The 5113-nt window shown below is 65.1% G+C and carries 5 protein-coding genes and 1 pseudogene; 1 reads left to right on the top strand and 5 read right to left on the bottom strand.

The features are described from left to right. The coding region (lysM, locus tag CIC12_RS06515; protein WP_168663263.1) for a peptidoglycan-binding protein LysM at nt 1–445 on the top strand (445 nt) is incomplete at its 5' end. 195 nt (nt 446–640) lie between these two features. Here lysM and CIC12_RS06510 read toward each other — a convergent pair. From CIC12_RS06510 to CIC12_RS32955, 5 genes and pseudogenes are all read right to left on the bottom strand, one after another. Next, the gene (locus tag CIC12_RS06510) at nt 641–1654 is read right to left on the bottom strand and encodes an asparaginase (RefSeq protein WP_168663261.1); all 1014 of its coding nucleotides are present in this window, start codon (nt 1652–1654) and stop codon (nt 641–643) included. Between the two features lie 160 nt (nt 1655–1814). Then, a complete protein-coding gene (locus CIC12_RS06505; protein WP_168663259.1) occupies nt 1815–2741 on the bottom strand; it encodes a CysB family HTH-type transcriptional regulator in 927 nt (308 codons plus the stop codon). A gap of 131 nt (nt 2742–2872) precedes the next feature. Next, complete coding sequence (locus CIC12_RS06500) at nt 2873–3931, bottom strand: sulfate/molybdate ABC transporter ATP-binding protein (RefSeq protein WP_168663257.1); 1059 nt, start codon at nt 3929–3931, stop codon at nt 2873–2875. Beyond that, entirely contained in the window at nt 3931–4998 is a 1068-nt protein-coding gene (gene cysW / locus CIC12_RS06495) for a sulfate ABC transporter permease subunit CysW (RefSeq protein WP_174771941.1), read from the bottom strand. The genes CIC12_RS06500 and cysW overlap by 1 nt, the downstream gene beginning before the upstream one ends. Then, nucleotides 4995–5113 (bottom strand): annotated as a pseudogene (locus CIC12_RS32955) (sulfate ABC transporter permease subunit CysT); the annotation flags it as partial. The gene cysW and the pseudogene CIC12_RS32955, both read right to left, overlap by 4 nt.

Here is a 5113-nt window from a genome sequence, read left to right as displayed (position 1 = left end):
CGGCGCCGCCTCTACGCCCGCGCAAGCCGCCCCCGCCGCGCCCGATCTGGCCGCCCTGAATAAAACCGCGGGCGACGCGATCGCCACGTATATCCGCAGCCAGGGCCTCGACGCCATCAATCTTCAGGTCACGTACGACGGCACGAGCCATACCGTCACCGTCGCCGGTGAGGCGGCAGATCAGCCGACCAAAGACAAGATCCTCGTCGCCGCCGGCAACGTGCAAAACGTCGACAAGGTCGACGATCAATTGACCGTTACCACGCCGGCCGCCGCGCCGACGCAGTTCCATACGGTCGTATCCGGCGACAATCTGTGGAAGATTGCGGAGAAGTACTACGGCAGCGGCGCAAAGAACGATGTCATCTTCCAGGCGAACACGCCGATGTTGAAGAGCCCGGACAAGATCTACCCAGGCCAGGTGCTGGTGATTCCGCCACAGTGAAAAGGCGGGCATGACACGTCCTTCCGCATCGGCGTGAAGACGCACTTGGAAAACGACAACGCGGCGCCCGGGTCATCGACCCGTGCGCCGCGTTTTTCATTGGGCGTTCACTTCATTGGGCGTTCACTTCATTGGGCGTTCACAATAGGCAGCACCGGCGCAAGCCGCCAGCCGGGCAGAGCTAGCGCCGCATCGTCAGAACGTGTCGAACACCTTCTGCAATGCAACCGGCCCCGTGCCGCCCGCGGCCAGCGCCAGCATCAGCAGCACCCGCGCCTTGTACGGATTCAGCGAACCCGCGCTGATGAAGCCGAGCGCGTCGTCGGCGGCGGCGCCGTTGTGCATCACGTGTCCCGAACCCACGCGCGACGCGCGCACTATCGCCACGCCTTGCGACGCGGCGTCGGCGAGCGCCTGCAGCATCGACTGATGAATCGAGCCGTTGCCCGTGCCCGCGACGACGATACCGCGCACCCCGGCGGCCACCAGCGCATCGACGGCGATCCGCGACACGCCCGCGTAGCTCGTGACGATCTCCACATGCGGCCAGTTCGAGCCGATCACGAACCCCGTGGCGAGCGTATGCGCGCGCACCACGGCGCGCTGGAATTCGACCCGGCCGTCCTGCACCCAGCCGAGTGCGCCGATCTCCGGCGACTGGAACGCATCGACCGCGTACGTGCTCGTCTTGACCACGTCGCGTGCGCTATGAATGCGGTTGTTGAACGCGACCAGCACGCCCTGCCCGCGCGAGCCCGCCTGTGCGGCGACGCTCACCGCATTCAGCAGATTCAGTGGACCATCGGCCGACAGTGCGGAGGCCGGGCGCATTGCCGCGGTGAGCACCACCGGCTTGTCGGACTTGATGGTCAGATGCAGCAGATATGCGGTTTCTTCGAGCGTGTCGGTGCCATGCGTGACCACTACGCCGTCGACCTCGTCGGTCGCGAGCAGCGTATTGATGCGTTGCGCGAGCGTGGTCCACAACGACATTGTCATGTCTTTGCTGTCGACGCTGGCAATCTGTTCGGGCGCGATCCGCGCCACCGTCGACAAAGCCGGCACCGCGGCCAGCAATTGATCGACGCCGACGACGCCCGCCTGGTAGCCGGACGTATTGGTCGCGTCCGCGGCCGCCCCGGCGATCGTGCCGCCGGTCGCCAGCACGGCGATGCGCGGCAGCGCGCAAGAAGATGTCAAAGTATTCATGGCGGCGATTGTAAGCGATGCGTCGCGCGCCGCCACGCGGGATTAAGCGGATGCCCGTTCGTTTTGGCCCGGCCCGAAGTTCGCGCCTGGCTACGAGTGCAGGCGCGCATCGAGTCACGCGCGAAACCCGCGCCGGACCTCCACAGCCCGGCGCCTTTCCTCAAACCGCTTCGCGCAACTGGGCGGCAATGTCCGCTTCATTCAGCTGCGGCGCGAACATTTCGATCAGCCGGTACGCGTACGCACGCAGGAACGCGCCCTTGCGCAGACCGACACGCGTCGTGCTCGCTTCGAACAGATGCTGCGTGTCGAGTGCGACCAGTTCGGTGTCGCGCTTCGGATCATAGGCCATCGCCGCGACCACGCCGATGCCCATGCCGAGTTCGACGTAGGTCTTGATCACGTCGGCGTCGATCGCGGTCAGCACGACGTCGGGCAGCGCGCCCGCTTTCGCGAACGCCTGGTCGATGTGCGAGCGGCCCGTGAAGTCCTGGTCGTACGTGACGATCGGGAATTCGGCGATCTCGTCGAGCGTCAGACTCGGCCGCCCCACCAGCGGGTGATCCTTTGGCACCACCACGACGTGATGCCACGAATAACACGGCAACGTGACGATATCCGGGAAGCGGTCGAGCGCTTCGGTCGAAATGCCGATATCCGCTTCGCCGTTGATGATCATCTGCGCGATCTGCTGCGGGCTGCCCTGACGCAGCGCCAGGTGCACCTTCGGAAATACTTCGGTGAACTGGCGAATTACCTTGGGCAGCGCGTAACGTGCCTGCGTGTGCGTAGTCGCCACGACGAGATGGCCGCTGTCCTGATCGGCGAACTGGCGCGCGACGCGGCGCAGATTCTCCGCGTCGAGCAGCATCCGCTCGATCAGCTGATGCACCGCCTTACCCGGCTCGGTCAGGCCCGTCAGGCGCTTGCCGCGCCGGATGAAAATATCGACGCCGAGTTCGTCTTCCAGATCCTTGATCTGTTTCGATACGCCCGACTGCGACGTGTACAGCACGTTCGCCACTTCGGTCAGATTCATGTTCTGACGCACGGCCTCGCGCACGAAGCGCAATTGCTGGAAATTCATCTGTATGTCTCCGGTTCAGCCAGAGTTGAGTTATTCGAGTTCTGTCGAAACGCCGCTCGACGCAGCGTTATCCGCTTGCGTCGCCGGTGTGTTGCCGTGCGATGCGCGCAGTCTGTTGCTGCGCGCCTGCCTCACTGCGCCGGAAAAACGCGCAGTGCGCGCGGCACCGCCGTCACGCCGTCGCCGACCGCCAGTTGCAGATCACGCCACGATTCGCGATCGAGTTCGGCTTCCAGCAGATTGCCTTCGCGGCCCGCGAGTTCGACGCGCACCGAGCCGCCCAGCGTCACCACGCGCCGCACGTCGACGACGATGCCTTCGCGATGACCCGCCGCCTGCGGATACAACTGCAGATCGTGCGGCCGCACGTAGGCGAAAGCCGGGCCGCTGAAACCGGCGGTGATCGCGACCGGCAGCGCGGCGCCGTCGACCACGAAGCCGCTCGCGTCGACCTTGCCGTGCAGACGGTTCGCCGCGCCGAGAAACTCGTAGACGAACGAGGTCTGCGGATGGTCGTACACGTCTTGCGGACTGCCCACCTGCTCCACATGACCGCGATTGAGCACGACGATACGGTCGGCCACTTCGAGCGCTTCTTCCTGATCGTGCGTGACGAAGATCGTCGAGATATGCAGATCGTCGTGCAGACGCCGCAGCCAGCTACGCAGCTCCTTGCGCACCTTGGCGTCGAGCGCGCCGAACGGCTCGTCGAGCAGCAGCACTTTCGGCTCGACCGCGAGCGCGCGCGCCAAGGCGATCCGTTGCCGCTGACCGCCCGACAGTTCCGACGGATAGCGTTGCGCAAGCCAGTCGAGCTGCACGAGCTTGAGCAACTCATGCACCTTTTCGCGGATCACCGCTTCGGACGGCCGCTCCTTGCGCGGCTTCACGCGTAGGCCGAACGCCACGTTCTCGAACACCGTCATGTGGCGGAACAGCGCGTAGTGCTGGAACACGAAACCCACTTCACGCTCGCGCGCGCCGACCGTCGCGACATCCTGCCCTTGCAGCACGACCTGGCCGCCGTCCGCGTATTCCAGTCCGGCGATCACACGCAGCAAGGTGGTCTTGCCACAACCCGACGGCCCGAGCAGCGCAACCAGTTCGCCCGGCGGAAAATCGAGCGAGACGTTGTCGAGCGCGACGAAATCGCCGAAGCGCTTTTGCAGGTTACGAACAGTGATACCCATTACAGCTCTCCTTGCTTGAGCGGGTGTTGCTGCGATGCATGCGTCGTATTGACGGACTGCTGGAAAGAAGACGAAACGGAACGCGCCGCAGTGTGCGATCCCGATGCCGCGGCGGTGGTCTGCGTGGGCGGCCCGGCATAGGCAGGCACATCGCGCGCGGCCGACAGCTCCGCCGACATATGGCGCTCGGCGAGCAGCTTGAGCCCCAGCGTCACGAGTGCGAGCAGGGCCAGCACCGACGCCACAGCGAACGCCGCCGAGAAGTTGTATTCGTTGTAGAGAATCTCGACGTGCAGCGGCATCGTGTCGGTCTGGCCGCGAATGTGGCCGGACACCACCGAGACCGCGCCGAACTCGCCCATCGCCCGCGCGTTACACAGAATCACGCCGTACAGCAGACCCCACTTGATGTTCGGCAGCGTGACGCGGCGGAAGATCTGCCAGCCCGAGGCACCCAGCACGTGCGCGGCCTCTTCTTCGTCATTGCCTTGCGCCTGCATCAGCGGAATCAGCTCGCGCGCGACGAACGGGAACGTGACGAAGATGGTCGCCATCACGATGCCCGGCACTGCGAAGATGATCTGCACGTCATGCGCCTGCAGCCACGGACCGAACCAGCCTTGTGCGCCGAACATCAGCACGTAGATCAAACCCGAAATCACCGGCGACACCGAGAACGGCAGATCGATCAGCGTGGTCAGCAGCGCCTTGCCGCGGAATTCGAACTTCGCGATACACCACGAGGCCACCAGACCGAACACGAGATTCAACGGCACCGCGATCGCGGCGGTAATCACGGTCAGCTTGATGGCCGCGAGCGCATCGGGATCGGCGAGCGCTTCGAAATAGAACGCGAGGCCCTTGTTCAACGCCTGATAGAACACGGCCACCAGCGGCACGACCAGGAACAGCGCGAGAAACAGCAGCGCGATGCCGGTCAGCAGCCAACGCACCACCGGCCGCTCGGTCACGGGGTCGGGCCGGCGCGCGACGTTCAGCGGCGCACGCGGCGCCACGGCCGCAGTCTGCTCCGCGCGGTTCACGTCATGCTCGGGATGGCGGCTCATTGCGCACCTCCGCCGATCGCCGCGACACTCGTTGCAGCGCCTGGCGCCGGGCCCGCGCTGCCGCGGCTCGTGCGGCGCTGCAAGTACCACTGCAAGGTATTGATGAACAACAGCA

The sequence above is a fragment of the Paraburkholderia sp. SG-MS1 genome, from assembly GCF_012275575.1.
Taxonomy (GTDB): Bacteria; Pseudomonadota; Gammaproteobacteria; order Burkholderiales; family Burkholderiaceae; genus Paraburkholderia.
This window is presented reverse-complemented; position numbering and strand designations above follow the sequence as displayed.

What these genes read in the sequence shown, in the direction of transcription:
- CIC12_RS06500 (WP_168663257.1), bottom strand. Translation starts at nt 3,931, where the DNA reads ATGGGTATCACTGTTCGTAACCTGCAAAAGCGCTTCGGCGATTTCGTC.
- CIC12_RS06510 (WP_168663261.1), bottom strand. Translation starts at nt 1,654, where the DNA reads ATGAATACTTTGACATCTTCTTGCGCGCTGCCGCGCATCGCCGTGCTG.
- cysW (WP_174771941.1), bottom strand. Translation starts at nt 4,998, where the DNA reads ATGAGCCGCCATCCCGAGCATGACGTGAACCGCGCGGAGCAGACTGCG.
- CIC12_RS06505 (WP_168663259.1), bottom strand. Translation starts at nt 2,741, where the DNA reads ATGAATTTCCAGCAATTGCGCTTCGTGCGCGAGGCCGTGCGTCAGAAC.